Raw genomic sequence first — 26,975 nt, 5'->3', positions numbered from 1 at the left:
AGTTTATTAAAAATATGAGAACTCATTATTGCGGACATCTTAACATTTCAAATCTGGGCCAAACCGTTACTTTGTGTGGTTGGGCGCACCGGCGCCGCGACCATGGCGGAGTAATTTTCATTGATCTGCGAGATCGGGAAGGACTGGTGCAAGTGGTGTGTGCTCCAGACCGTGAGGAGTCGTTCAAAATTGCAGAATCTGTGCGGAATGAGTTTGTGCTCCGCATCAGCGGTCGTGTTCGCCGTCGTCCGGAAGGGAGCTCCAATAGCAACATCAGTAGCGGTGAGATTGAGGTTTTATGTCATGAAATCGAGGTGCTGAATACTGCGTTGACTCCTCCTTTCCAGCTGGATGATGAAAATTTGTCGGAAAATGTACGGCTGTCCCATCGTGTGGTGGACCTTCGTCGCCCACAGATGCAAAAGAATTTAATGCTGCGGTACAAGACAGCAATGGCATTCCGTCGATTCCTGGATTCCAAGGGTTTTATCGATATTGAAACCCCCATGCTGACAAAATCCACCCCCGAGGGCGCGCGTGACTATCTGGTGCCATCACGCGTTCATGCAGGTGAATTTTTTGCTTTGCCGCAGTCCCCGCAATTGTTTAAACAAATGCTTATGGTTGCCGGTTTTGACCGGTACTATCAGATTACCAAATGCTTCCGTGATGAAGATTTGCGTGCGGATCGTCAGCCAGAATTCACCCAGGTAGATATTGAAACATCCTTTATGGATGAAGAACAGATTATGTCATTGATGGAGGAATTGCTGCGCACCGTGTTTAAAGAAGTGCTTGGCACCAATTTGCCCAATCCTTTCCCGCGTATTTCCCACACAGAGGCAATGTCCAGGTTTGGTTCAGACAAACCGGATATGAGAGTCACCCTGGAAATCACGGATGTTACAGACGCAGTTAGAGATGTGGCATTCAAGGTGTTTTCCGTCCCCGCAAACCAGGCTAACGGGCGGGTGGCAGCCCTGTTAATTCCCGGGGGTGGGGCATTTACCCGGGGTGAGATCGACGAGTACACTAAATTTGTGGGTATTTATGGCGCCCGTGGGTTGGCTTACATTAAAGTGAATGATGTAACGCAGCTGAATGAAACAGGTCTGCAGTCTCCCATTGTGAAGAACCTGAATGAAGCAGCGCTGAAAATAATCATGGACAGGACAGGCGCTAAAAATGGCGATCTGATTTTCTTTGGTGCTGACAGTGCCAAGATTGTGAACGATGCGCTTGGCGCGCTGCGAACCAAGATAGGCCATGAGAAAAATTATGTAAGCGGTGCGGAATGGACCCCGCTATGGGTAGTGGATTTCCCAATGTTTGAATATGACGAGGAAGCAAAGCGCTGGCAGGCATGCCATCATCCATTCACCGCTCCCAAGGATGAGCATCTGCATCTGCTTGAGAGTAATCCTGGCAGCTGCATGGCAAAAGCCTATGACATTGTGCTGAATGGCTGGGAGCTTGGCGGTGGCTCTGTGCGTATCCATAAAGAAGAAATCCAGTCGCTGGTATTCCGTGCGCTTAAGATCGACAAGGAAGAAGCGGGGCTTAAATTTGGTTTTCTGCTGGACGCATTGCAATATGGCGCTCCTCCTCATGGCGGGCTTGCCTTTGGCCTGGATCGTATCGTTACCATGATGAGCGGATCCGAATCGATACGCGATGTGATTGCGTTCCCCAAGACGCAGCGTGCGCAGTGTCTGTTAACCCATGCGCCCAGTTCTGTGGATGAAAAGCAGCTTCATGAGCTGCATATACGTTTGCGACAAAAGGTGCAGACTACCGTGGAAGTAAGCAAAGAATAGGGAACGCGCTTTGCCCATGGGCAGGAAAATCTGCCTGACAATTGCATGTTTTTTCCTGGTAAATCCATGGCAGTGCAGAAGTCATCGTGTATGCAATAAAAGGCAAGGCATTTATTGCGGATGCATGCCGACTGTAATTTGGGAGTCAGGTTGTTTACTGTTGATTCAGGGATGGATTGATTTCCTGGTCGCAGTATCAGCCAGGCGGCCAGGCAAATTTTTTACCATCAAATGGAATCAGGGGTTGACCAGGTGGGAGCAGCGAGAGCACGATTTTTTCTGCAATGTTTCTTTACGGTGGCTGTTGCCCTGTTTGGCCTTGCCAGTATTACGGTACAGGCAAGGGAAATGCAGGATAGGCAGGAAGCACGGAGCATAGTAGTTTCAGAATTACCGCAGGAAGGGCGTGAAACCTTGAAATTGATCAGGCAGGGAGGGCCTTTCCCATATGCACGGGATGGGGTGGTGTTCAGGAATTATGAAAACCGCCTGCCGGTGAGAAGGCGTGAGTACTATCGTGAATTTACGGTAAAAACGCCCGGTATGCATAACCGTGGTGCGCGCCGCATTGTATGCGGCGATATTACTGAATGCTACTACACCGCGGATCATTATCAGTCGTTCAGGCTGATTATTGAATAGCCAGTATGGAGAACTTATCATTAAGGCTAACACGGGTTAGCGAAGCCGGTATGTATCGTCTGGATTGCAGAGAGCGGGACTTGCATGCTGCGATCGCGGAAACGGGCTATTCCCTGTTCAGAATTGACCTGGAAAAAGTAAGGGGCAAAGAAGATTTTATTACTGTGGTTGCCCGCGCGATCAATGTGCCGGACTGGTTTGGAAAAAACTGGGATGCACTTTCGGACACGCTCTGTGATTTTTCCTGGCAGCCTTCCCCTGGATATGTCTTGTTGTTTTGTAACGGAAATGACATGTTTGGCATGAATTCTGGTGACTATCGTATTGCCATGGAAATTTTTGCCGATACGATCGAATTCTGGAGATCGCAAGACAAACCATTCTGGATATTTTTTGACCACTCCATCCATGAAATATAAATTGCCGGTTTCGACTCTGGTGGTAATTTACACAACGAATCTGGATGTGCTGCTCTTGGAACGTGCAGATTATCCCGGGTATTGGCAGTCTGTCACGGGGAGCCAGGATGAAGGAGAGTCCCTGGCGGCTACGGCAATGCGCGAGGTATGGGAAGAAACCGGGCTGGATGCCAGATGCTATAGGCTGATGAACTGGCAGGCTCAGAATACTTACGAGATTTATGCCAAATGGCAGCATCGTTATGCGCCGGGTACCCATTACAATACCGAGCATGTTTTCGGTTTGGAATTACCTTGCATTCTTCCTGTCCAATTGTCGCCAAGGGAACATGTAAATTTTGCATGGCTTCCTTGGCAGGAAGCAGCGGCTCAAGTGTTTTCGCCTAGTAACCGTGAGGCAATTTTGCAGCTGCCGGAAAAAAATTTCCCTGAAAACGAGTTATACACTGCACGAAAGAATTGAAAATGAAAGAGTTTTCTGAGCAGAATGGCGCACGATCGATTCCTTACGAGCATCCCGGACATGTAATTTCGACAGCGCGGGCGAAAATTCCACACGAGCCAAATCCGGATGAAAAAATTATTCTGGTCAAGCGGATCAAGCAGCTCCTCAAACAACAGGATGCAGTATTGGTGGCGCACTACTATGTACATCCGGATTTGCAGGATTTGGCTGATGAAACGGGAGGCTGCGTATCCGATTCCCTCGACATGGCCAATTTTGGCTATCAGCATCCTGCGAAAACGATAGTGGTGGCAGGGGTCCGCTTCATGGGTGAGACAGCAAAAATCCTCAACCCGGAAAAACGTGTATTGATGCCGGATCTGGAAGCGGAATGTTCTCTTGATCTGGGGTGCCCGATTGGAGAATTTTCGGATATGTGTGATGCACACCCGGATCGTACCGTGGTGGTGTATGCCAATACCAGTGCTGAGGTAAAGGCACGCGCGGACTGGGTAGTAACCAGCTCAATTGCATTGCCGATAGTTCAGCATCTGAAAGCCAGGGGGGAAAAAATATTGTGGGCGCCTGATCGCCATCTGGGTAACTATATTCAGCAGCAGACAGGTGCTGATATGTTGATTTGGCAGGGTTCATGCGTGGTGCATGAGGAATTCAAGGCCAGGGAGCTTGCTGAAATGAAGGCCCGGAATCCGGATGCCAAGGTATTGGTCCATCCGGAATCTCCCCTGTCAGTGATCCAGCTGGCAGATGTTGTAGGTTCCACTACGCAGCTGATAAAGGCAACTCGAACCCTGGACGCAAGCAAATTCATTGTTGCGACCGATAACGGTATTCTGCACCGGATGAAACAGCTGTCGCCAGAAAAAAAATTCCTCGAAGCCCCCACTGCAGGTACTGGTGCCACTTGCATAAGTTGCAATCACTGCCCGTGGATGGCGATGAACGGACTGGTGAATCTGGCGCAGGTGTTGGAGAATGGAATCAATGAGATTCACGTCGATCCGGAAATTGGACGCCGTGCCAGGATACCGATCATGCGCATGCTGGATTTTGCGCGGCAGATCAGTCTCCCTACGAGTGGCATAGGGAATGCCTGATGATTTACCTAACTGAAGGCAAGCTCATTGGTTAAAGGGCCGGGGCGTGTGACCTGCTGATGTGGCATCGATAGGGCGGATGTGACTACACTTAACATTGTTACCTATAATATTCACAAAGGTTTGTCTCATTTCAACCAGCGCATTGTCCTGCACGAATTGAGAGAGCGCCTTCGTGAGCTCAATGCCGATATCCTGTTTTTGCAGGAGGTACGGGGCGAAAACAGCATGGATGTGCTTCGTTTTCAGGGTCATCCGAGTTCGCCTCAACATGAATTTCTGGCTGACCAGATTTGGTCTCATCATGCATACGGAAAAAATGCGGTGTATATCGGCGGGCACCACGGAAATGCCATCATAAGCCGATACCCGATCGTAGACTGGGCTAACCAGGATGTCTCTGCACACCGCTTTGAACGTCGCGGCCTTCTGCACTGTGTGATGGATCTGCCCCAAACGGAAGAAGGGAAAATCCGGCAGCCCCTGCATTGCATTTGTGTTCATTTCGGGCTGTTTAAACGTGGGCGCGGGGTGCAATTCAACGCACTGGTTGAACGCATCCGGCAGACGGTACCAGAGGATGCATCGTTAATTGTAGCAGGGGATTTCAATGACTGGCGGAACAGTGCAAATCGTTTGTTGACCAGTGAATTGCATCTGCATGAGGTGTTCGAAGCAAAACATGGCATGCCTGCCCGAAGTTTCCCTGCGGGTTTGCCGTTTTTGCGCATGGACCGCATTTATGTGCGGGGATTAACCATTCAGCATAGTCAAGTGCATGGATGGAGAAAAATTTCTGACCATGTAGCCCTGTCCGCCACATTAAATCTATGAGCTGTACGCATCTGGTTGACGGCCATACCTTAACCCTGTTGCGCAACGGTGAGGAATATTTTCCCCGGTTGATTGCTGCGATTGATGCCGCCAGTCATTCTGTTTATCTGGAAACCTATATTTTTTCTGCGGACAGCTGTGGCCACAGGGTTTCCCATGCCTTGCAGCGTGCAGCCAGACGGGGTGTCATGACACACCTGTTGCTGGATGGATTCGGTTCTGCGGGTTTCCCGGATAAGTGGGTAAATGAGCTGCGTGCGGCAGGGGTCGAAGTGTTGTGGTTTCGGCCTGAAATTGCACGGTTCAATTTTCGCCGGCACCGTCTGCGCCGTTTGCACCGTAAATTGGCATTGATAGACGAACGCATCGGCTTTGTAAGCGGCGTGAACATTATCGACGATGTGCCGGGCGGCCGGATTGTGGCGCCGCGTCTTGATTATACGGTTGAAATCCAGGGTGTTACGACAGGCCATATGTACGCGGTAATGCGGCGTTTGTGGGCGCTGGTATCATGGCTTCATTTCCGGCATCAACGTGAGCGCATCAAGTTGTGGACTGCCTATAACTATAAGAAAAAGAAAAGGCGCAAAGTCGTTTTCTTGGTACGTGACAATTTGCGTCATCGGCATGATATCGAGCGCGCCTATCTGAAGGCGATTGCTAAAGCACGGCAGGAAATTATTATTGCCAATGCCTATTTTCTGCCGGGAAGGCGTTTTCGCCAGGCCTTGCTGATGGCTGCGCAACGGGGAGTGCGAGTCATTCTGCTGTTGCAGGGGAGAGTAGAGTATCGCCTGCAGCATTTTGCCACACAGGCGCTTTATGGAGAATTATTGAATGCAGGAATTGAAATTCACGAATATCACGTGAGCTTCCTGCATGCGAAAGTGGCTGTGGTGGATGGGTATTGGGCAACCGTGGGTTCATCCAATATTGATCCATTCAGTTTGTGGCTGGCACGCGAGGCGAACCTGGTTGTACGGGATGCTGGATTTGCCGAGTCGTTGCGAACCGATTTGCTGCGGCAGATTGCAAACAGTTCCAGATTGATTTCTTCGTCCGTCTGGAAAGGGCATGGTTTGTGGATGCGTTTCCTGATGCGTGCCAGCTATGCACTGGTACGTTTTCTGACAGGAGTCATTGGATATGCACGCGGCCATGATAGTGTTTAGCAAATCGTGAGGCGGATGGTGAATCCTGTACATTGCAGACCAGGCGGGTAAGTTCCAGCCTGGTTTTTACATATGTAAAATCAGCAGGATCAAAAATATTGTAAATTGACTGGTTAAATATATTCAAGATCAGGGGGATTGCATGGATCTGAGTTATTTCAATTTTCTGGCTGGATACATACTGGACGATACGAGTATTAAAGAAAAATATCCATGGAAAATTGCAATTTACAGATTATATGAAAACAGCTGGTATGAGGGAGACAAACCGGTAGCCAATTCTAAAATCATGAGCCTGTTGCACAAGGCATGGGGGTGCAAAAATGACCAGAAATTCCAGAATATCCACATAACGCGGCTGGAAAATCTGGATGCAATCATTGCAACCATAATTCCGCCCCGAACAAGACATACCACTATCGGTGATTTCAGCAAGCGATTGGCAATGTCCATTTCCAATGCTGAGCATAAATATTATGCCATGCATGACAAGCTCACTCGGTTATATAACCGGGTCGGTTTTGAAAAGGAATTTCAAAGAAAGCTGGCTGAAACCAATGTACTGGATTCAGCCAATCGCAATTCAACATCGTCCAGAAAATACATTGCCCTGCTGATCCTGGATATAGATCATTTCAAGCAGCTCAATGACAGTTACGATCATTCCTTTGGAGACGCGGTACTCAAGGCTTTTGCATGGCGAATCAAGGATTTTTCAGTAGAACTTGAGACTGTGGAAAATGTGGGGATCACGTTAGGGCGACAGGGTGGGGAAGAATTTGAAATATTGTTGACCAATCTTTCCGGGAAGGCGCAGGCAATAAAAATTGCGGAGTTATTCAGGGAGAAAATCAATTCGGAGGTGATTCCCGGCAAAAGCCAGCTTCCAGCGATTGTTAAGGAATTGCAGCTTGAGCATATAAAAATTCCGCCAGAAAGAGAGAGGCATATCCGTGCCAGTATTGGATGTGCAGTTTTGCTCGTAAATTCCAGAATGGATAGCGTTGCAGACCAGACATATGCGGAACTTAAGCGCAAAGCAGATGCTGCCTTGTCCAGGGCCAAGGCAGATGGAAGGGATCGGGTCTGTAATTATGATCACATCCTTCAAAAACATGGGCGGGTGATCCGGTCTTTCCCAGAAGTAAGCGTGGTGGCCATTGATCTGGGAGAAGACGTTGGAGCCATGGCTGGGGATGTGTTTGAGGTTACGCCGGTTGAGTTTTCAGGTGGCTATGAACTGACGAGAGAGGATGCGAGGAGCACGCGATTGCTGGGGGTCATCCCCCGAATTCCCACAGCAAAAATTGTCGTCGTCGAGACACAAAGAGAGGTAAGTTTTTGCAGGGTGATTGAATTCACTGGAAACGATCCATTTCCTCATAACGCCACCCTTAGAAAGATTCCATGTGGAATCAATACTCCCATATTGGATGTGGCCGTCCCGGAACTGGAAAGTGCACTGTGTTCGTATAGCGCATTTGAAAAAAGTTTAAATCAGCTGTCCGACTTTACCGGACTGGTTTTTATTTCGATAGAGCCGATCAGCGGCGGCGTAAATTGCGCTGAACGATCCACAAGCGAAGTGCAGCGAAAACATCTTCATGCTTTTGTTCACGGCCTGAGGATCATTCTTCCTCCCAAGACAATTTTTGGATATGTTGATTACAAGACGATTGTATTGAAATTCCATCAATTAGATGCGGATGAAAAAATCACCAGGAAATATATCAATCAGCTTGCCAGTATATCCATAGAAAATCATCGGGTAATCATTGGTGCCTTGCTTAAGGACACGCTGGAAAATATTGTACGCGAGGGCCTGTCGTACAGTCCGGGAGCCATCTTATATTATGTGCGCCTGGCTCATTTTGTAGCCAAAAAGAGTGCAACGCAGAATGTCGAAATTTTTGATATAACCGAAACTTGCAAACAGGCAATTTATGATTTGCGTCTGGAAAACAGAAAAAGCGATATGCTTCTGGAATATCACAGGCTATCCAGCTATGGTTTCAAGAATGCGAACCTGGATAACCAGATCGGAATCATTCTCCTTGAAATGAATGACATGACGTTTCTTTCTGTGGCCGAGCAGGCAATTGAAAGCGCAATTGCCATTGATGACAACGAGGTGGCGTTTAAGGCGAATCTGGCGATTGTGAAAACCAAACTGGCCAAATATCAAGATGCGTACGGGCTGTTTGTCGATGCCAGGAAATTCATGGATGAAAGCGGATTGTACTGGTTGTATTCACTTGCGTTTGCAAAGGCTGCCATGGAGCAGTACAAGTGTGATAAGACAGTAATTAAACCGGATGATCTGACGAAAGCCATACAAAGAGCGCTCGCTGACAGTTCCCCCAGTTCTGTGCAAGAGATTGAATGGTATAGCGAGATTGAGATGTTTTCTAAAGCAATATAGAACCGGATGTAATTTTCACTGGCTCATGCGGTTTTTCACTTGTAGTAGTCGCGCCTGGATCTGACAGTTACCCGATTTGACGGAAGTGACTGTCAGTTAATATAAAAACCATACCGGTTATATTTTCGGTGTAATAGCTCTTAGCCACATTTTTTCAACTTGTGTAGTCATGTTGGTTGGAATTAGATCAACTGATGGATGTCTATTTGCATAAACACGGAATAACTCATCAGCAAATGACTGACCGATTTCATTAATACCTGAAAAATCTAGAAGTACCGTTTTGAATCGCTCCAGCCTTGCAATTAAACGCTTGGCTTGTGATCTCGAAATAAGTTGCTCATCCCCAAATATTGCAAGCTTCATAGGAACAACAGTCTTAGAAAAGTCAAAATCCTCTGGTGCACTTGTATATTGGTCATATATTTCAGCAGTTGTACGTTTGCTGCTCAAGGCAATATTCATGTAAACAGTGGTTCCGTCTAACAGCGTTGTCTCCTTAGATTCATCAAGGAGATCAAAGTTAAAATTGTCATCGTGATTAAATTTTAAACCATTTGCCGAGATCTCAAAAATATCAAACATTCTCGATGTAAAAAAAACTCCTTCACCTGTGTGCTTGCTTGGATCAGTTGTTAGTTTACCTTTGGCTAATTCAAATAGGGCCTGCCGTTTGTCCGCAAGACCTAATTCATGTGTTATTTTTGAGAAAATGCCGATGCCGTTATCGGAAATAATTAGGGCGAAATAGCTCTGAGATTGGAAAGCGTGCACAAACACCTCAGTTCCGCCAGAATGGTCAATGGCATTGTTCAGCATTTCAGTAAATCCATGCTCAACAATACTTAGAACATTTGGTGAAAAATTAAAGTATGGGCGAAAATCTTTAGCTAATACGATGTCTTCTTGCAAGTTTTGAATGGGGTAAAGCGCAGAGACCTTTCTGTTATAGCCAGGACTAAATATCGGTCGTCGCAATGGCCCACTTCTAGCAATCCATCCCTGTTTTTCAAGTTGCTGAATATATTTTGCCGCAGCAACACGAGAAACGCCCAGCCGCTCGGTATAGTGGCGTGTAAGGTCGTTTGGGTGTTGGATTACATCCTTGGTAACGGTTTGTATGAGACTATGGAGCTTAGATGGCTTAGACATGGCTTTTATAAACTTAAAGTTGATTTATTATAAACTTAAGTTAGTCATGCTGCAAAGTTTATTGGTGCATTTAAATTCAATCCACCACCCTCAACGGGTGACCGCCCATCATGAATTCTTTGATTTCGTTTCCATGCTCACCCCTCAATAAAGATTCTCTGAATATAGCGTGCCGCCGTTCGCATCATCCCCGCCGCATCGCCTGAGTATTTGTCCGGATGCTTGCGCTACATGCCATGCTTCGGTACGGGTCATAAATACGCCATGCTGGTCGATGAAGCCTTGTTCAAATTTTATATCCCCATATTCAAATTCTTCATGCAGAACAACGTCCATTTCAATAGTGTTTCTAATAAGATCGTCAAAATGCTTAGTGCCGGTTATGACTATTTGCCGATCTGATGACGGGTGAGCAAAACGGATTTCAGTGCATACTACCCGGCGGCAATGGTGATTTGGTTTTGTTAGTCATCTTCACTCTCCATCCCCTGTTAATTGCACCAAAAACTTCATAAGTTCAGCCCTGCCTCTGGTGTTTTTGGCGAAAATGGATGTGGCAACCATTTCCCATCAGACCAACATCCCCAATTTTCACAGCTAAAATAAGGCGTGATCTTGAAATAACTGGTCAACCCTGTGTGTTTGTAGAAATAATGAGTGGCTCCGTCCGGGTAACTCAAGTGCGCGATTAATTTTTCTTTGGTTGCGCGAGATTTTTGTTTGGTCATTTCTACCCCTTAGATTTTTAATAATAAAATCCAGTCCGCTGCTTTTTTGCATTGGCGGTGTGCGGCTTTGGTGTAGATTGTTTTGGTATTTTGCGAAAAAATGCTGTTTTTTTGGTCTGATAAAGTGCCGTGTAATCGTTTGTTTCTTAGTGATAAAATGTCGTTTTAATTTCCGTTTGTTTTTTAACCTTCGGATTGCCCGTCCGCAGATTTGGCGTGGAGTGTTCTATTTTTTGTAAAAAAACCTGATCATTTTGAATAAAATGGAAATTTTTTCTGGCGTGTTCCTGATTTTTATGGAGAGACTCATTTGATCAGAAGTGATGAAGAGTTTATGCGTTCGGCTCTGGATTTGGCCAGGCAGGCCGAGCGGTCAGGAGAAGTTCCGGTTGGTGCGGTTGTAGTGAAAGAGGGCGTGATCATAGGTCGCGGATGGAATGCCCCGATCTGTCGCCATGATCCTTCCGCGCATGCTGAAATGCTCGCCTTGCGGGAAGCTGCCCAATATCTTGGCAATTATCGGCTGGTAGGCTGTGAGCTTTTTGTTACACTGGAGCCCTGCACGATGTGCATTGGCGCTATTTTTCACTCGCGTATGGCCCGTGTGGTTTTTGGCGCAAGTGATTTCAAGACCGGGGCATGCGGCAGCGTGATCAATCTTGTAGCGGAACAGCGCTTGAATCATCATACGGGCATGACCGGCGGCGTGCTGGCTGAAGAGTGCGGACAGGTGCTGAGTAATTTTTTTGCCATGCGACGTCTGCAACAAAAGAATCCTTCATTAAAACAATGAGGGCCTAGCCTGGTTCTGAAACCGGACTATATTGGTTAATCATTTGTTGAGCTGTTAGCCTGCGGGTTTCTTGATGGAAACTTTCTGTTTATATGACTGTTTTTAAATGGAATTATATTATAAAAATCAATATTCATATTTCGGAACAGATTCTGGATTTGCATGATGACGCAGGCAGGCTTCTGCGCCGATATCCGGTTTCTACTGCGATGAATGGCGCTGGTGAAAATGCCGGGAGCTATTGCACGCCTCGCGGGCGTCACATTATTCGCGCCAAAATTGGAGCAAACCAGCCGATCAATGCGGTTTTTGTCGGACGTCGCCCTACGGGAGAAATATATTCGCCGGAGCTCGGGGGCAGGTATCCAGGGCGTGACTGGATCCTGACACGCATATTGTGGCTTTCCGGCTGCGAAATCGGCTTCAACAGGCTGGGGATACGGGATAGCATGCGTCGTTATATCTATATTCATGGTACACCAGACACCGAGAAACTGGGTCACCCCGGTTCCAAGGGATGCGTGCGTATGCACAGCCCTGATCTGGTTGAACTGTTCGATCTGGTCCCGGTCAGGACGGAAGTCAATATATCCGATGGAAAAGGATGATTGCTGATTGGACGGAATGCTTGTATGGAGGAAAGGCACATAAGTCAATCGTTTAGTGTACACCTGGTATCCTGGCAGGACAGGGAACCCTTGTTGCGTTTAGTGCGTACGGAGGTGTTTATTTGCGAGCAGGGGGTCACACCCGAATTGGAATGGGATGAGCTGGATCAACTCTGCCAGCATGCACTTGCATTCAATGCAGCAGGCGATGCCGTTGGGTGCGGGCGTATTATTCAGGAGGGCCATATCGGCCGCATGGCTGTGTTACCGGAATGGCGAGGCAAAGGGGTGGGCAGTGCACTGCTTCAGTTGCTGTTGGATTATGCGCGCAGCCGGAATTTTACTCAGGTTGGGTTGAATGCTCAGGTGCAGGTAGTACCATTTTACCGCCGTTTTGGCTTCCATGAGGTGGGCGAAATTTTCATGGATGCCAATATCCCCCACATCAGAATGCAATTGCAGCTGTAATGCCCCCAAAAAAATGGCCATCCGGTGAGTGATCTGCGCAGAGTAGCGTATTTTTAGAAATTTTGATCTGTGAATTATTCTTTCATAAGACTGGAAGTTCCTGGCCGGACGGTATGGCCGGGTTCAAATTTATGTTGACAATCAACATGATGTATTATTTACAATACATTAAATATATTTAGTAATTACAGCGAAAATATAATGTAATGCCCTTGGAAGAAGGGAATCATTGCTATCGGGCAAAGAGAGCGGTCAAGGCAAAATGGCGGAGAATAATCGCCTGTTTGTTGATATAGCGTTGCGGATTACTATGTCCAGTTAGCTTTGGCGAGACCTGTAAATGAGTTTGGTATTTGGAACGGCCTCCACAAACGATTTTCTCGCTTGCCGGGCACGGATATATATGGAGACAGCGTGATTGCTAGAACCTTCCGTTATGCGCCGGGATGGAAATCAAGAAACATTTATTATTAACTTACGAAATGAAGCCCTTGGCAAATCTGGTTAAATTCAGTGGTGGTAACAGGGCATGAATCATATATTCGCGGGATGAAGACTAATAAAGTTAAGTTTGCTCTTCTCGACTTCATCCCGGAATCGGATAGTAATGCGCATTGTTTTGGGTTGGATATTTATATTCCACGTAAGAGGCAAATGAATTCCTAATGTATCTCGTTTAAGAGGAATGTTTTTTCCATCTGTTATTGGTATGTATTTTTGAGTAACAGCATCGAGCACTTCAGCGGTAACACCTAGTACATCATCTGGTTGGGCTAATCCAAGAATAAGTTGCTTATGGTGTTCAGGTTCGATTTGCGTTTCCAGGTCAGCTTGTAAAATCATTGTCCCGGTTGCGGGCATCAGTAAGGCAGAGCCTCCGTCTGAAATAATTTGGCCGTTATTTACAGCGTTCCATCCATCTGTATCCTTGTGGCCTAGAGAGCCAAATCCCCAGTAGCGTGCATGGCGGGGTAGATTTGCGTGGCTGATCATGAAGTCACGAATGGCATCTTCGAGAGGGGTGTTGCGTATCGCGGTAAATGCAGCAAAATCTTTTTGTCCAGCATAAATTCCATTGGAACCATTCCACGCCATTGGCGAAACAAACCGCGCACCATGATTAAACATCTCCCTCAAACTACGATATCCATCCGCATAGTTAGCCATGATAGATGGAGAACGAAAATCGCTGGTGTTATGTTCAATTACTGCCCAATCTTCATCAAATCGACGGAAAGCGGCGAATAAGGAATCATTATTTTCCATTCGGATTGAATTAACAGCGCTCGGGCCATATAAAATTGCACCTAAATGACCTTGATTTGGTTTGGCGCCTTCTATTGTCATACCGCCACTATCATAATTTTTGACAGGGCTATCTAAATTTACTGCAAAGGGCATTAGCGGTTCTGAGAGAGCAGGGAAGCCTTGAGAAGAGAAAATGTGCCTGGTTGGAATTCCAGCATCTGTAAGCCATTGGGAAAGTTCATCATAATGCAAATCTACAAGATGGCGACGAAACAACTCCCATTCGCGTACCCATGGATCTTTCCAATAAGGGGGAGAGGCCGTGGAAAAAATTCGTGGAGGCTGGACTTCGTTCCAGTTTTTCCAGTTTTTCCTGGCCAGCTGGTTTACTTCTTTTAGCGTAAGGGGGGATTTTTTCCGGTAGTTTCTTAAATCTGGCGCGCCATCAGTGGGTTGCCCACTATATGGACCGTCTCCTTTAAGCCATTCGCGAAATTGACGTAATGTCAGAGGGTTGTAGTCATACCATTGCTCACCCTCAAAAAAGGGATTGTTATAAACATCTGGATCAAGACTTATGCCTACAAACAAATCTGGATGATTTTGAGCAAATTCCAGAAGCACACGTCCTGCTGCCTGTAAATTACGTTTTTTATATCGACGCACATCTGACGCATATACATTGAGAGTGAGGCCGCGAGCCAGCTCTGGTGCATCCTGCGAGCCAGGCAAGGTTTTCAGATAGTCGTCGTTCATTACCTGATTACGTTCATTCCACTGGCAATTGAGAGGTTCCTTCTCCAGCTGGTCATTTATATCCCAGCTGGGAGCATCACATGCGGCATCTGCCCATACTCCCCCATTTAGCGTAAATAAAATTGGTAATTTTTTCTCTGTGGAAAAACGGATCACATCATTGAGGGAGTCATCTGCAATTTGGCGTTTCCCGCATTTCATGGAATTATCAAAATTAGGATCAAATTCCCAATCTTGAGAATATCCCTTGGTTGTTCTAAGGTATAAAATAGGTACACGGAAGCCTGCCTTTACGGTAGCGCTGTTGTAGGGTGCGTATTGTTCCGCAATTTCCTGCGCACCGCCTAAGGATATTCCACTGGTTGCAAACAGGAAATAAAATGTTTTTTCTGGGCCAGGGTGAGCATTTTCTAGAAGCGGTAGCCAGCGTTTCATGGTGTTTCCAGCAATTAGCGTCTTTTTGCCAATAATGGTTTTGCGCTGTTTTTTATCCGTTGCAACTATTTGAAGCTGATGTTTTCCTGAAAGTGATGGTGGTAAATTGAGTGTTATCTCGAAACCCGCTGTTTCTTTGCCTGGATAGGTTGGATAGGCTAATGCGACATCTTGACGTGGTATCCCTATACGCGCTGAGAAATGCTGATGCTCATCTAATATGGCTGCAACATTCTCTATTCCATCTTGATCAAGTGCCCATCCGCTCATCAAAAAATTAGTTTGGCGGACTATTTCCTCTGTTGGGTGATCAACAAAACCGATGGATGGCGTATCTGTAATATTTTGACAACCACTGAAGAGTGATACTCCTGCCAAAATACAATATGTTAGAAAAGCTCTGCTGTTATATAAGCGGTTCGAGGCAAAATGTAGGATCAGCATATGTAGATTATATTGATCCGGTCTAAAAAACGAGTTGTCCCCAGATCCAATTTATATTCACGGTAGAAAATAAGGTGGCAGCTAATATTAAGTCAAGAACAAGTTTCTGAAAATTATAAATTGCTTTCTAACAATAAAATTTATATCTTACCGAATAAGCATTAGAATATGCAGTTAACAAAATATCTTAATTTATTCAATAAATTGGTTTTATAGGGATAATTATTAATACAACCCGGCTCTAATGCGGACCGTCTGGCTTGGTGCCTGTATAAACGCGCGCCAGCAAACGATGAGCATTTGCAGTGACTGACCAAGCACCAAGGATGTATTGACGCCATAAAAACTGGCCTCACGCTATGATACCTTCATCGCTCTGGCGGCCAGCTTCATTTGGCTCGTCTGGTTTGTCACCAGAACCTAGTATATCGGATAGGGCAGCCTTTTGAATCGCAGGGCAGGGCCGTCTATCGATTTCCAGTGTACAGTCTGGTCTTTATGGCTGCTGATCTGAACGACAGCCAGCATGTCATAGCCGCCGTCCGGGGCAGGCGAAGCGTTGACGACCATGCCACTGGCTTGTCCTTCCATGTCGGCGCTGTAAAGTTCATCCCCGGGTTGCGGAGGAGCGTTGCTTTCAATATGGGCCAGGTACATTCTTTTTTTGAGCTTGCCCAGATATTGCATGCGCGCCACGATTTCCTGGCCGGGATAGCATCCTTTTTTGAAACTGACCCCGCCAATCAGTTCCATATTGACCATTTGCGGCACAAATTGCTCCTGGGTGGCCGGAAGGATGCAGGGGATACCTTCCTGGATCGAAAGCCAGTCCCAGCATGGTGAACCTACCGGGCGCCCGGTAACGATAAGTTTTTGCCACAGTTCAATTGCGTGATCGATCGTGGTGTTGATCTGGAAGCGCTGCTCGCCCAGTCGAATGACCCCGGTGTCATTATGCTCCGATTTGCGGTTTCCTACTTCTTCTGCTCCCCAGTGTTCAATGGGTACCGAGCCCAGGTATTCACGCAGTTGTTCTTCGCAATTCTCTCCTGCCCAGCCGAAACTGATTTGCTGATCGCTGACATCTTCAATTTTTACCTTGGATCGCAGAATATATTTGGACAGGTGCTCGTGTATGCCTGCGCATAAACTGCGGGGCAGCTGCAGCAAAAATGCCTTGTCCGCATCGGCCAGCACGCCTTTGCGCCAGATCAGGAAGCTGGCCAGCATTCTGCCCTTTGGGGTGCTTAGGCTGCTCATCTGCGCCCACCATGGAGAGACTTCGCGGACATCGCTGCTGACCAGGTTTTGCAAAAAGGTCTCGGCATCCTCGCCGGACACCTTGAGTACACCATACTGGCTCAAATAGCACAGCACGAGTCCATCACGGGCTGCAGTGAGTTCTCCAGCCCCAGAACCGAAATACTGGACGATGTCGTCCTGGATCGCTGCTCCCTGCTCTATTAAAAAGTTCTTCCAGTTTTCATTCATCATTGCTGCCCATTTGTAAATTTTAAAATACTTTTAACTTTACCACGAATAGCGGTATTTCGGATAAACTCTTGCGTCATGAAATGCTTATATTATGTACCGCATGCACTGCTGCTCCTGTTGCTTGGAGCTTGTAACGAGGGCGGTTTGTGGAACAATCCCTATCCGGTCAACGATCAAGGTAAATCCATTTACTATTCCGCGTTTTCGGAGCGTCCAAAGCATCTCGATCCTGCGTCAGCCTATAGTGAGAATGAATATATATTCCTGGCACAGATCTATCAACCGCCATTGCAGTATCATTTTCTGAAGCGCCCCTATGCGCTGGTTCCGCAGGCAGCCAGCGCAATGCCAGCGGTGAGCTATCTGGACCAGAGCAACCGCCCGTTGCCTGATGATGCACCTGCGGACAAGGTGGCATTCAGTGTTTATGAAATCCGCCTGCGGCCCGATCTGCATTATCAGCCACACCCGGCTTTTGCACGCAACGCAAATGGCAATTTGGAATACCATGCCCTTACTGCCAGGGATTTGCGTAATATTCACACATTGAACGATTTCCCGCATTCCGGTACGCGAAATGTGCTCGCGGCAGATTACGTCTATCAGATCAAACGGCTGGCGCATCCGGCAATTCATTCCCCCATTGTCGGCCTGATGTCAGAGTATATTGTAGGTCTCAAGGAATACGTTACGACATTGCAGCAGGCCAAGGAAAAATATCCCGGTCGCTTCCTGAATCTGCATGATTACCCTTTGGAAGGGGTGCAGATTGTGGATGACCACACCTATCGCATCAAGATCCACGGTAAATACCCTCAGTTTTCCTATTGGCTGGCAATGTCTTTCTTTGCACCCATGCCGGTAGAGGCGGAGCGTTTTTATGCACAGCCGGGGATGGCTGAGCGTAATCTGGTGCTGGACTGGTGGCCGGTGGGTAGCGGACCATATTATCTGTCGGAGAATGATCCCAACCGGCGTATGGTATTGGCTCGCAATCCCAACTTTTCCGGGGAAACCTATCCTGACGAGGGCGAAGCAGGGGACAGGGAAGCAGGGTTGCTGGCAGATGCCGGCAAGCCCTTGCCGCTGATAGACAAGGTGGTATTCAGCCTGGAGAAGGAAACCATACCGTACTGGAATAAATTCCTGCAGGGTTATTACGATGCGGCAGGCATCAGTTCGGACAGTTTTGACCAGGCAGTGCAGGTCAGCGTGAGTGGCGAAGCGAACGTTACGGATGAGATGAAAGCCCAGGGTATCCAGCTATCCACATCGGTTGCTACTTCTACCATGTATATGGGTTTTAACTGGCTTGATCCGGTGGTAGGGGGTGCGAGCGAACGTGCGACCAAGCTGCGCCGTGCGATTTCCATTGCAGTTGATTTTGAGGAGTTTATTTCCATTTTTGCCAATGGACGCGGTATAAGCGCGCAATCTCCCATACCACCCGGGATATTCGGCTATCGCGAGGGGGAGGCAGGCATCAATCATTATGTGTATGACTGGGTAAACGGCGCGCCGCGCCGCAAAGCAATCCATGAGGCCAGGCAACTTCTGGCGGAAGCGGGCTACCCGGATGGCCTGGATGAAAAAACGAAACAACCCCTGGTGATCTATCTGGATACTACTGTTTCAGGCGTGGGCAGCAAGTCCAGGCTGGACTGGCTTCGCAAGCAATTGGAAAAAATTAATCTGCAGCTTGTGGTCCGCAGCACTGACTATAACCGTTTTCAGGACAAGATTCGCAAAGGGGATACGCAAATGTTTTATTTCGGCTGGAATGCCGATTATCCCGATCCGGAAAATTTTTTATTTTTGCTTCATGGCGCCCAGGGGAAGGTTGCCAAAGGGGGGGAAAATGCTTCGAATTACCATAACCCGGAATATGATCATCTGTTTGAACGAATGAAAAACATGGAAAATGGACCGGAGCGACAAAAGATAATTGATGAGATGCTGGAAATCCTGCGCCGGGATGCGCCGTGGATATGGGGGCAGCACCCAAAGGACTATGTGTTGCGCCATGCCTGGCTGCACAATAGCAAGCCGAACAAGATGGCAAATAATAATGTCAAATATTTGCGTATTGATCCGGCACAGCGCGAAGAATTGCGTAACCGGTGGAATCAGCCAAAACTGGCTCCATTGTGGCTGGGCGGCCTGGCTCTGGTTTTTCTGGCCGGATGGCTATGGAGGGTGCTGTGGCAAAGGGAGCAGGCGCGATGACGGATTCCATATGCGGGCAGGGAATGGAGAAGCCATAGGGAATACCAATTGTTATATACTGGCCAATTTGGACGGGATCTTGTTCTGAATGCGGGATCACATCCCATCTTCGGGATGAGTGTAGTAAATGATGAATGACTGCCAAACTTTGAATGGGTATGCAGGTCAAAACAATCAGGTGATGCGGCAACGCCCTTTTTGCCGCCGTGATAAACAGGAGAAGTATTTTGAGTATTTTGAAAAACAGATCATTTGCAGTTTGTTGTATGACGGCCATGATGGCATTGCCAGTCGCGGCTCATGCCTATCCGGAAAATCCGGAGGAATGCAAGGCGGCTGAGGGAACCTGGATAGACTTCAAAACCACCCCTCCCGATGGATGGTGCAAGAATGCCAAGGCAACGCCGAATGGGCCTATCATGATTTGCGCCAAGGTAAGGGGCCTTGAAAAAAAGGTTGGTAACGAAATGGTATGCATGCCTCGTGATGTTGCCAGACAGAAATTATTGTTGGAGCATGACGTTCCAGAAAATCACTAATGGTGCAGGTTGGCGGCAAGCAAACCTGTCTGAAAGCTCCAGGCTTGGGCGGATCAGGTCGATCCTGTTTTTTCAGGGTTTCTGACAGGGTTTAAATTCTGGCACTTGGGTTGCTCCTGATCAGGTGGAAACAGAGAACTTCCCGGGAGCGTTATCGCATAGACCGGATTCAATTTTCTGGCGCCTGGATGGACTCTGCTTGCTGGAAATGAGATGCGCCCTTTTGGATGAACTCGGGCCATTTTCTCTCTATGGTAATGCCTTTTTCAATTGCATTGTCTGTATTTTTAAACAATGGGATTCAGGCGGTTCTTTTCGGATTTTATGCATGCGAGTTGTATCCCTGACTGGATTCTTTGGAATCACCAGAAATTTTTTACTGCACCTTGAGCAGAGAGATTTCTTTAAGTGTGAGCGCAAGTTATAGCGTAACGAAATGATTGCCTATCTTATCCGCCGTATCCTGTATGCAATCCCGATCCTGATCGGCGTGAATCTGTTGACGTTCTCTTTGTTTTTTATGGTGAATACGGCAGATGATATGGCGCGGATGCAATTGGGCATGAAGCGGGTTACACCCGAAGCCATTGAAAAGTGGAAGCAGCAGCATGGTTACGATAAGCCATTGCTGCTTAATCTTCATGCCAGTGGCGGCAAGGTGCTTACGGATACGATTTTTTTTCAGAAATCGGCCAGAATGTTCGCATTTGATTTCGGGATGTCCAACGATGGACGGAATATTGCGCGTGAAATACAGACCCGGATGCTGCCCAGTCTGGCCATAGCGCTTCCGACGTTTCTGGCCGGATTGTTTGTCTATATCACGTTTGCGTTAATGCTGACATTATTCAGGGCAACCGTCCTGGATATGCTGGGTGTAGCGCTATGCGTTCTGTTGATGTCCGTTTCCAGCCTTTTTTACATCATTGGGGGCCAGTTCCTGGTGAGCAAACTCTGGCACTGGGTTCCTATTTCCGGATACGCGGAGGGTATGGATAGCTTCAAGTTTATATTGCTGCCGGTGTTGATAGGCGTAATAGGCAGCGTAGGTTCAAGCAGTCGCTGGTATCGAACGATTTTCCTGGAAGAAATCGGCAGGGAATATGTGCGAACCGCCCGTGCCAAGGGCCTTTCGGAATTGCATGTGCTATTCCGTCACATACTTAAGAATGCAATGATCCCGATATTGACCGGCGTAGTGGTGGTCATTCCGTTGCTGTTCATGGGAAGTCTGCTGACGGAATCATTCTTTGGCATTCCGGGGCTGGGCAGTTATACCATCGATGCAATCAACGCTCAGGATTTTGGTGTGGTACATGCCATGGTCTTCCTGGGTTCGGTTTTGTACATTGCCGGCCTGGTTCTCACGGATATTTCCTATACGATTGTCGACCCGCGGGTGAGATTGCAATGATTGCATACCCGGCATGCAGACGGAAGGTTGGGGGCAGAACCGGTTTCCTGCGCGGTGCGGATAGGTCTTGTTGCATTCTCCGCTCTCCCGTTTTCCATGTAAACCATTGTCAGTACGTAACACGGGAATAGGGAACATGCCAGTTATTCTCTGGACGGATGCAATGATCTATCTGCTGCTGGCAACCGGTTTTGCTGCAGCGCTGTGGATACGGAAACGCCCGCACCTGGTTTTGCCCTGGAAGCGAGTGGCAGATAGCAGCACAGGTATGGTTTCCCTGCTGTTTTTTTCCCTGTTTTTGCTGGTGGGGCTGCTGGATTCCATGCATTTTCGCCCGGCACTGCCGGAGAAAATCGATGGCCAGCAGGTTTATTCGGCTGAGGTATTGAGTCTGTTTGATGTCCTTGCCAGCGATATGAAGAGTCGTAGCGAAAAAACGTACTCCGCGCCGCTCGCGGCATATCTCTATGCAAAGGAGAGTATGGAAACCCGGGATGGCACAATCATTCGGGACTATCCCCGTTTGCATCATGGTGGCGCCCATCTTGCAGATCCTGCGAGTGAACTTCAGGAGGATGTGCTGAAACGCGCGGCGACTGGTGCTGCGGCAGGGGGATTGGCAGGCGTGTTCCTGATCGGCCTGGCCGTAGGGCTGTTTCATGTTTTCGCGCGCATCCGCCCCAGGATGCCAGGTTCGCCCAGCGGACATGAAACTCGTGCGGCTGACTGGAAGGCTGCATGGACAGGTTGCATGCAGAGGAAATCCGTCAGGGCGCTGATGCTCACAGTTTTATTGCTGTCCTTGGCTTTGGGCATGATTTGTAATCTGGCAGCAGCTTATCATGTGCTGGGCACGGACAAAGTGGGGCAGGATGTACTCTATCTTGCACTGAAAAGCATCCGTACCGGGCTGGTCATCGGTACGGTTACCACGCTGGTGATGTTGCCGTTTGCCTTGTTGCTGGGCATTGCAGCCGGATATTTTCGCGGCTGGGTAGATGATCTGATCCAGTATCTCTATACCGTTCTTAGCTCGATTCCGGGCGTGTTGCTGATTGCGGCGGCAGTATTGATGATGCAGGTGTATATAGAGATGCATCCTGAATGGTTTGAGACTTCTGCTGCGCGTGCCGATTTGCGCCTGCTGTTTTTGTGCCTGATACTTGGAGTAACCAGCTGGACCGGGCTATGCCGGCTGATCCGCGGCGAGACGCTGAAGTTGCGGGAGCTGGAATTTATCCAGGCGGCGCAGGCGTTCGGAGTTTCATCCTTCCGGATTCTTACCCGCCATATCCTGCCCAATGTCATGCATATCATCCTGATTGCAGTGGTAATGGATTTCAGCAGTCTGGTACTGGCAGAAGCGGTTCTGTCATATGTGGGTGTCGGGGTAGATCCCACCACGATGAGTTTTGGAACATTGATCAATTCCGCACGTCTGGAAATGGGACGCGAACCGATGGTGTGGTGGACGCTGGCTGCCGCATTTGGGTTCATGCTGGTTCTGGTGCTGGCGGCCAACCTGTTTGCGGATGTGGTACGCGATGCGTTTGATCCGCGCTTGAATCAGGACTAGGGACCCCATGAAATCCGGCACAGTCAGCAATCCGCTCCATTCATCATCCGGCGATTTTACGCAGGATTTAGGTGGTCAGCCGATACTCCATGTGGAAGATCTGGTAACGCAACTGAGAAATGGTGCGCGCATAGTGGATGCAGTATCGTTCTGTATCCAGCGTGGGGAGACATTTGCGCTGCTGGGGGAATCTGGCTGCGGCAAATCCATGACGGCCCTGTCGCTCATGCGCTTGCTGCCGGACGGGATACGCATGGCAAAAGGTGGCGCCAGGCTGGAGGGAAATGATGTTCTGGCATTGCCGGAGCATGCAATGCGCAAGGTGCGGGGCGGGCGCATGGCCATGATCTTTCAGGAACCCGGGCTGAGCCTGAACCCGGTGATGACGGTAGGGGAGCAGATAGCCGAGGTGCTGAAACTGCATTCGGATCTCCGCGGAGCGGAAATTTCCCGGCATAGTATCGAGCTATTGGAGCAGGTGGGGATTTCAGACGCGCCCAGGCGGGCGGGAGAATATCCGTTTCAGCTTTCCGGTGGCATGAAGCAGCGCGTGATGATTGCAATGGCACTGGCCGGACAACCGAAGCTGTTGATCGCCGACGAGCCGACCACCGCTCTGGATGTGACCATCCAGGCGCAAGTGCTGGAGTTGCTGCGCGATATACAACATGAAACCGGCATGGCGGTATTGCTGATTACCCATGATCTGGGCGTAGTGGCGCAAATGGCGCATCAGGTCGGGGTGATGTATGCCGGACAGATCATCGAGCAGGCTTCGCGCAGGCAGCTCTTTGCACAGCCACTCCATCCCTATACGCAAAAATTGTTTGCCGCATTGCCAAATGCGGAGCGGGTTGGGCAGCCATTGGCGGCCATTCCGGGCAATGTGCCTCCATTGAGCGCAGCTCCCTTGTCTGCGTGCAGGTTTGCTCCCCGCTGTGAAAAATCCTGGGGCTTATGCCGTGAGCAGGCGCCAGAATGGACGGTGCTGGAAAACGGGCAGGGGGTACGGTGCCATCTATATACCTCCAAGGCAGAGGGTGTGCAGGCTGGGCCTGCGGATGTCCTTCTTTCCGCTGTTCACGGTGTTGCTCAGGCAAAGGAAGGAAAACAGGAGACAACTGCACTTTTGCAGGTTGACCGCTTGCAGGTTCACTTCCCGATACGCCAAGGGATCCTGCAACGGGCGGTAGGGTATGTCAAAGCGGTGGACGGAGTATCCATGACAATTCCGGCCGGGCGTACACTGGCACTGGTTGGGGAATCCGGATGTGGGAAAACCACAGTGGGCAAGGCGCTGTTGCAGCTGATCCCGCCCACCGCAGGCAGTGTGCGTTTTGCGGGCCAGGAACTGGTTGGAGCGGATGCGCGCCGGTTGCAAGAAATGCGCGCCGGGATGCAAATGATTTTCCAGGATCCCTACGCCTCCCTGAATCCCAAGATGCGCATTGCCGAAATTCTGCAAGAAGGCATGGATGCGCTGTCCATTGCCAGAAATGCCGGGGAGCGGCAATCCCGTATAGACGAACTGCTGGTGCAGGTAGGGCTGGATCAGGCGTCAAAGTGGCGATACCCGCATGAGTTTTCCGGAGGGCAGCGCCAGCGAATCGCAATTGCGCGGGTACTGGCAGTGAACCCGGCCCTGCTGATCTGCGATGAACCGACCAGTGCGCTGGATGTTTCGGTGCAGGCGCAGATTCTGAATTTGCTGAAATCATTGCAGGATACGCTGGGTTTAAGCTACCTGTTTATTACGCATAACCTGGCTGTAGTGGAATATCTAGCACATGAGGTGTATGTAATGTATCTGGGGCGGATTGTCGAACGCGGCCCGGCAAAGGAAGTATTGCATTTTCCCAGGCATCCCTATACCCGGGCGCTCTTGTCTGCAGTGCCAAAGATAGACGGGGAGGGCATGAAATCGGTCCGCCTCCCCGGGGAAATGCCTTCCCCCTCCCGTCCCCCGGAGGGTTGCCATTTTCATGCGCGCTGTGAACATGCCATGCCGGAATGCAGCGAAGCGTATCCGGCAGAGGCCATCGTTGGCCCCGAGCATAGCGTGCATTGTCATCTGTTCAGGAAATAGCAGCTGATTTGTATCAGGATACGGCTGAAGAATTTTGTAGGTAACGTGGTTTATGTGTTGGTGTTTTTAAATTATTTCAAAAAAGAATGAGTGGTTATAGACTTTAGGTATTCCCAAGAAAAAATAATATCAAAGTTATGTCTGCGTTATTATAAATATATTTTTGACTGGTAACTTAAATTCGTTATTATTCCTCAGTGATCGATTCTTCAAGTAATTTTAATATTTTTAAGGAATCATAAAAATAAACTCGCACATCATCAAATGATGTAGACGGTATGCCTCCATGAGCAAAGCTATTTCTAGCATTATTAAGTGACTCTAACGAATCTAATATTTTTTCTTTTTCAGGTAGCGAATTAACTTTATTTTTGAATGTTTGGCACCATTTCTTATCAAAACTTTTTAATCCGTCACATATGTTAGTATAACTTGGGTTCATTGAGCTATTTCTAAACTTCTTTTCTACAAAATTTTTCAGTTGCTCTGACTGTGCATCTAAAGCATAATCTGAAATTAGCGTCTTAAATCCATGCTCGATTGCTCCGCAAGTTTTGATAATTGAATATCTTGTTAAGTAAGGTACTGAATGATCCATTTTCCCGACTTTACCAATTATTAATGCGATTTTCTGTAACTCATCATCGCAGATTGTCAAATCATAAGAAACAGAATTATTCTCTATATTGCAGTCCATAAAGCTTTTCCAGAACCATTCCTATACGTCCGTGAATACTTTCTATTTGCATAGTTCCTTGTGTAATGTATTTTTTATAATCTTCATTTTGTAATAGCGCCATCCTCTTTTCTTCAAGTCCTATAACCGGAATTTTATTGCCAAGAGTATTCAATGCAATTGAAGTAGCCACAGCTAAAGAGTCAAAAATAGTTGGATAAAACCGCTTTCTAATTTTCTCCGGATTATTCGATCTAATATTAAAAAAAGCATTTTGACCAATATATTTATAAATGAATGAAATAGTTTCTGTAAACTGATTGGTTCCTTGTTCAATAAATTTTTGCTCGCTATTTTCTTTGTTTCCCATGAATTCATTTAATAATTTCTTTAAAGAGATACTGCCCTTTTCATGATTTTTTATGGTATCGTTGTTTAGCGCGAAATATCTTAATATAAACTCCATATCACGCATCCTTGGGTCAATATCGGCCCCAAACAAGGTCCGCCAGTTAGTATTTTTATTCAAAGTAATCAAAAGTTTATTGAGCTCTCCTTGGTATACGCAGTTTCTTATCTCTTGTGACATTAAAGCTCGGCCACCAGTATTAATGCGTTCAAATATTTGAAATAAGCTAGTATCATCATCTCGTGGTAATGCTTGCTCAAATATTATCGAGTGAATTGTAGTAGAACGGATTTTTCTTTGTTCTGCTGATGTTAGTTCTTTAAAAGCATTCCCACGCCAACGAGCATTTATTTTTTCACTACGGGAAAGATTGAATGTTTTTTTGTCTCCAGACCAGATTCCACGAACATAGTCATAAACTGTCATTATTCGCTGATATCCATCGATAATCAATTTTTGATTATCACTTGTATTGGCTAAAAAAATGCTTGGCACGGGCAATCCCAGGAGCAGTGAGTCGATAAACCTGCTTGCTTCTACCTTGTCCCATATATAATTTCTTTGAAGTTCTGGTTTTATTAATTCATTTTCTTCGTACATGGTTATTAATTCACGAAATGAAAGATCTGCCCCCCAAGAATTTATATTATATATGTCATCATTTGAGTATCCATCCTCATTTTCATCTTTAATTTTTTCAATTGGGTCGTTCATAGAATATCCCGTCTTCATTCAAGATTTACAAAAAACTAAAATTCAGGAACTTTGAGTATTATCTGCGAGCACATCGTTTATTGTTAGTTGGCCGTCATTTAATACGAATTATGTATTAAATGTATGATCGGCTGGGCATTGTCTCGTCGTCTGGCCTGCCTGCCACAGCAGTATTACGGCCGCGAATTGTACAGCACCTCTTCTATTGCCAATTCGGCAGGTTGTGCCGTGTTACATGATATAAATTAAGCAGCATCTATGGTATGCCATGCGAACAATCCATTGCACCAATGCGGATTGGGAGTTACAACATGGCTCATTTTTTATGCTTCTAAAAATT

22 protein-coding genes and 1 pseudogene are annotated in these 26,975 nt (G+C 47.5%); 16 read left to right on the top strand and 7 right to left on the bottom strand.

The window, feature by feature from the left end; genetic code table 11:
* Window positions 1-14 precede the first annotated feature (14 nt).
* From aspS to KJA68_RS04630, 8 genes are all read left to right on the top strand, one after another.
* Complete coding sequence (gene aspS / locus KJA68_RS04665) at window positions 15-1,817, top strand: aspartate--tRNA ligase (protein ID WP_213035766.1); 1,803 nt, start codon at window positions 15-17, stop codon at window positions 1,815-1,817.
* 231 nt (window positions 1,818-2,048) lie between these two features.
* Window positions 2,049-2,459, top strand: coding sequence for a guanyl-specific ribonuclease (locus KJA68_RS04660; RefSeq protein ID WP_320412102.1), 411 nt, complete (start codon window positions 2,049-2,051; stop codon window positions 2,457-2,459).
* Between the two features lie 5 nt (window positions 2,460-2,464).
* Window positions 2,465-2,878 (top strand): barstar family protein, encoded by a 414-nt coding sequence (locus KJA68_RS04655; RefSeq protein WP_213035765.1) that lies wholly within the window; start codon window positions 2,465-2,467, stop codon window positions 2,876-2,878.
* On the top strand, window positions 2,868-3,341 hold the full coding sequence (gene nudB / locus KJA68_RS04650) for a dihydroneopterin triphosphate diphosphatase (protein WP_213035791.1): 474 nt from the start codon (window positions 2,868-2,870) through the stop codon (window positions 3,339-3,341). Before KJA68_RS04655 ends, nudB begins: the two co-directional genes overlap by 11 nt.
* A gap of 2 nt (window positions 3,342-3,343) precedes the next feature.
* Complete coding sequence (gene nadA, locus KJA68_RS04645; protein WP_213035764.1) at window positions 3,344-4,441, top strand: quinolinate synthase NadA; 1,098 nt, start codon at window positions 3,344-3,346, stop codon at window positions 4,439-4,441.
* An 81-nt stretch (window positions 4,442-4,522) separates the two neighbouring features.
* Window positions 4,523-5,275, top strand: a complete 753-nt coding sequence (locus tag KJA68_RS04640; RefSeq protein ID WP_213035763.1) for an endonuclease/exonuclease/phosphatase family protein — start codon at window positions 4,523-4,525, stop codon at window positions 5,273-5,275.
* Window positions 5,272-6,447, top strand: coding sequence for a cardiolipin synthase ClsB (gene clsB, locus KJA68_RS04635; RefSeq protein ID WP_213035762.1), 1,176 nt, complete (start codon window positions 5,272-5,274; stop codon window positions 6,445-6,447). The genes KJA68_RS04640 and clsB overlap by 4 nt, the downstream gene beginning before the upstream one ends.
* 142 nt (window positions 6,448-6,589) lie before the next feature.
* Window positions 6,590-8,869 (top strand): GGDEF domain-containing protein, encoded by a 2,280-nt coding sequence (locus tag KJA68_RS04630; protein WP_213035761.1) that lies wholly within the window; start codon window positions 6,590-6,592, stop codon window positions 8,867-8,869.
* Between the two features lie 117 nt (window positions 8,870-8,986).
* On the opposite strand, the gene KJA68_RS04625 is transcribed toward KJA68_RS04630, so the two are convergent.
* The 3 genes and pseudogenes from KJA68_RS04625 to KJA68_RS04615 all read right to left on the bottom strand — a co-directional run bounded on the left by KJA68_RS04625 (window position 8,987) and on the right by KJA68_RS04615 (window position 10,749).
* Window positions 8,987-10,021: an STAS-like domain-containing protein gene (locus KJA68_RS04625; protein ID WP_213035760.1), complete on the bottom strand. Its 1,035-nt coding sequence runs from the start codon at window positions 10,019-10,021 to the stop codon at window positions 8,987-8,989.
* A gap of 144 nt (window positions 10,022-10,165) precedes the next feature.
* Window positions 10,166-10,450: pseudogene (locus KJA68_RS04620) on the bottom strand (Y16D family protein); the annotation flags it as partial.
* Between the two features lie 80 nt (window positions 10,451-10,530).
* Window positions 10,531-10,749, bottom strand: coding sequence for a hypothetical protein (locus KJA68_RS04615; protein WP_213035758.1), 219 nt, complete (start codon window positions 10,747-10,749; stop codon window positions 10,531-10,533).
* 310 nt (window positions 10,750-11,059) lie between these two features.
* On the opposite strand from KJA68_RS04615, the gene tadA reads away from it, so the two are divergent.
* From tadA to KJA68_RS04600, 3 genes are all read left to right on the top strand, one after another.
* Window positions 11,060-11,542, top strand: a complete 483-nt coding sequence (tadA, locus tag KJA68_RS04610; protein WP_281412135.1) for a tRNA adenosine(34) deaminase TadA — start codon at window positions 11,060-11,062, stop codon at window positions 11,540-11,542.
* 119 nt (window positions 11,543-11,661) lie between these two features.
* Window positions 11,662-12,150, top strand: coding sequence for a L,D-transpeptidase (locus tag KJA68_RS04605; RefSeq protein WP_213035789.1), 489 nt, complete (start codon window positions 11,662-11,664; stop codon window positions 12,148-12,150).
* A 24-nt stretch (window positions 12,151-12,174) separates the two neighbouring features.
* A complete protein-coding gene (locus KJA68_RS04600; RefSeq protein WP_246487066.1) occupies window positions 12,175-12,618 on the top strand; it encodes a GNAT family N-acetyltransferase in 444 nt (147 codons plus the stop codon).
* Between the two features lie 534 nt (window positions 12,619-13,152).
* Here the strand turns inward: KJA68_RS04600 and KJA68_RS04595 are convergent.
* Together KJA68_RS04595 and ygfZ are read right to left on the bottom strand one after the other, a co-directional pair.
* Window positions 13,153-15,501, bottom strand: a complete 2,349-nt coding sequence (locus tag KJA68_RS04595; protein ID WP_213035757.1) for a hypothetical protein — start codon at window positions 15,499-15,501, stop codon at window positions 13,153-13,155.
* A 420-nt stretch (window positions 15,502-15,921) separates the two neighbouring features.
* Window positions 15,922-16,995 carry a CAF17-like 4Fe-4S cluster assembly/insertion protein YgfZ gene (ygfZ, locus tag KJA68_RS04590; RefSeq protein ID WP_246487065.1) on the bottom strand — a complete coding sequence of 358 codons (1,074 nt, stop codon included), beginning with the start codon at window positions 16,993-16,995 and terminating at the stop codon, window positions 15,922-15,924.
* Window positions 16,996-17,070: 75 nt separating this feature from the next.
* Here ygfZ and KJA68_RS04585 point away from each other — a divergent pair, with 75 nt between their 5' ends.
* The 5 genes from KJA68_RS04585 to KJA68_RS04565 all read left to right on the top strand — a co-directional run bounded on the left by KJA68_RS04585 (window position 17,071) and on the right by KJA68_RS04565 (window position 24,836).
* Window positions 17,071-19,221, top strand: coding sequence for an ABC transporter substrate-binding protein (locus tag KJA68_RS04585; RefSeq protein ID WP_213035756.1), 2,151 nt, complete (start codon window positions 17,071-17,073; stop codon window positions 19,219-19,221).
* 266 nt (window positions 19,222-19,487) lie between these two features.
* The gene (locus KJA68_RS04580; protein ID WP_213035755.1) at window positions 19,488-19,760 is read left to right on the top strand and encodes a hypothetical protein; all 273 of its coding nucleotides are present in this window, start codon (window positions 19,488-19,490) and stop codon (window positions 19,758-19,760) included.
* A gap of 436 nt (window positions 19,761-20,196) precedes the next feature.
* A complete protein-coding gene (locus tag KJA68_RS04575; protein WP_213035754.1) occupies window positions 20,197-21,174 on the top strand; it encodes an ABC transporter permease in 978 nt (325 codons plus the stop codon).
* A gap of 136 nt (window positions 21,175-21,310) precedes the next feature.
* A complete protein-coding gene (locus tag KJA68_RS04570; protein ID WP_246487064.1) occupies window positions 21,311-22,750 on the top strand; it encodes an ABC transporter permease in 1,440 nt (479 codons plus the stop codon).
* 7 nt (window positions 22,751-22,757) lie between these two features.
* Window positions 22,758-24,836: an ABC transporter ATP-binding protein gene (locus KJA68_RS04565; protein ID WP_213035753.1), complete on the top strand. Its 2,079-nt coding sequence runs from the start codon at window positions 22,758-22,760 to the stop codon at window positions 24,834-24,836.
* A gap of 187 nt (window positions 24,837-25,023) precedes the next feature.
* Here KJA68_RS04565 and KJA68_RS04560 read toward each other — a convergent pair whose 3' ends face one another.
* Together KJA68_RS04560 and KJA68_RS04555 are read right to left on the bottom strand one after the other, a co-directional pair.
* Entirely contained in the window at window positions 25,024-25,533 is a 510-nt protein-coding gene (locus tag KJA68_RS04560) for a HEPN domain-containing protein (protein ID WP_213035752.1), read from the bottom strand.
* On the bottom strand, window positions 25,511-26,635 hold the full coding sequence (locus tag KJA68_RS04555) for a DUF262 domain-containing protein (protein ID WP_213035751.1): 1,125 nt from the start codon (window positions 26,633-26,635) through the stop codon (window positions 25,511-25,513). Before KJA68_RS04555 ends, KJA68_RS04560 begins: the two co-directional genes overlap by 23 nt.
* Window positions 26,636-26,975 lie beyond the last annotated feature (340 nt).

The organism is Candidatus Nitrotoga fabula, assembly GCF_905221025.1.
Lineage (GTDB): Bacteria > Pseudomonadota > Gammaproteobacteria > Burkholderiales > Gallionellaceae > Nitrotoga > Nitrotoga fabula.
This window is presented reverse-complemented; position numbering and strand designations above follow the sequence as displayed.